General features: G+C 43.0%; 2 pseudogenes. Both read left to right on the top strand.

Annotated features, from left to right (window positions below):
- Window positions 1-258: 258 nt before the first annotated feature.
- A pseudogene (locus KIV40_RS26295) lies at window positions 259-510 on the top strand (alpha-glucosidase/alpha-galactosidase); the annotation flags it as partial.
- A pseudogene (locus KIV40_RS26290) lies at window positions 510-776 on the top strand (melibiose:sodium transporter MelB); the annotation flags it as partial. The pseudogenes KIV40_RS26295 and KIV40_RS26290, both read left to right, overlap by 1 nt.
- Window positions 777-1,031 lie beyond the last annotated feature (255 nt).

The raw sequence follows: 1,031 nt of genomic DNA, 5'->3' as shown, positions 1-1,031 counted from the left end.
ACCTTCTTTAGAAGGTTGTAATTTACAAGATTTTATTGTGTGACTTAAATCGTTGTGTCAGCTGGGCTCATCGTTAGGTTTCCTCTCTTTTATCCGTGATTTAAACTAAAACGTCCCATTTCCTAAGATTCAGAATTTTCTGATTTTAAATATTAGAAAACGGGAGAGTGATTGGTTTATCTGAGACGAATTCGGCCTTGCGACAGGTGTAACTTAAATGCATCGAAACAAAAATATGAAAGCAAGAAGGATTCAACTATGAAAAGCCCTAAAATCACATTCATCGGTGCGGGTTCTACGATTTTTGTGAAGAACATTCTTGGTGATGTATTCCACAAACCGGCCTTCAAAGAGGCGCAAATTGCCTTGATGGATATTGATGAAATCCGCTTAGAGGAATCGCACCTTGTAGTGAGTAAGCTGATTGAATCATCGGGTGCTACGGGCACGATCACTTGCCACTTAAACCAAAAAGAGGCACTGCAAGGCGCAGACTTTGTCGTCATCGCATTGGTATCGCACTGACCGCAGTGGATTGTGTACCGCACATTGAACAAAGCCCTGAAATCGTCTTTGGCATGCAATGCATCATGGTTGGTCTGCCGGCATTCTTCTTCGCTATCGCTTTGGTTGTGTACTTCCGCTTCTACAAACTCAACGGTGCTTACCACCAAAAAATTCAGGATCACCTGACCGAGAAATACGACCATATTACGACGCAAGAGACGCCAAAAGGCCTTACGCGTAAATCTGCCAAACCGGCTGAAGCACTCTAAACCTACACAGTCAGCGTAAGCTTATCGTTTACGCTGACCTATCAGCACAGCGCTCTGCCTTTTTATTTCTCCATCTCTTTTCCAAAAAACATTAAACCTTTCTGAAATTTGGTCGATAAGTATCCAAAGCCTTAATTTTAGGACCCAATATTTGTGGCGATCACCGTTAATACCAATGTGGCAGCACTTGTCGCACAGCGTCATTTGACCAGTGCAACCGATATGCTGAACCAATCCATGGAGCGTTTGTCTTCA

The sequence above is a fragment of the Vibrio sp. D173a genome, assembly GCF_030248475.1.
This window is presented reverse-complemented; position numbering and strand designations above follow the sequence as displayed.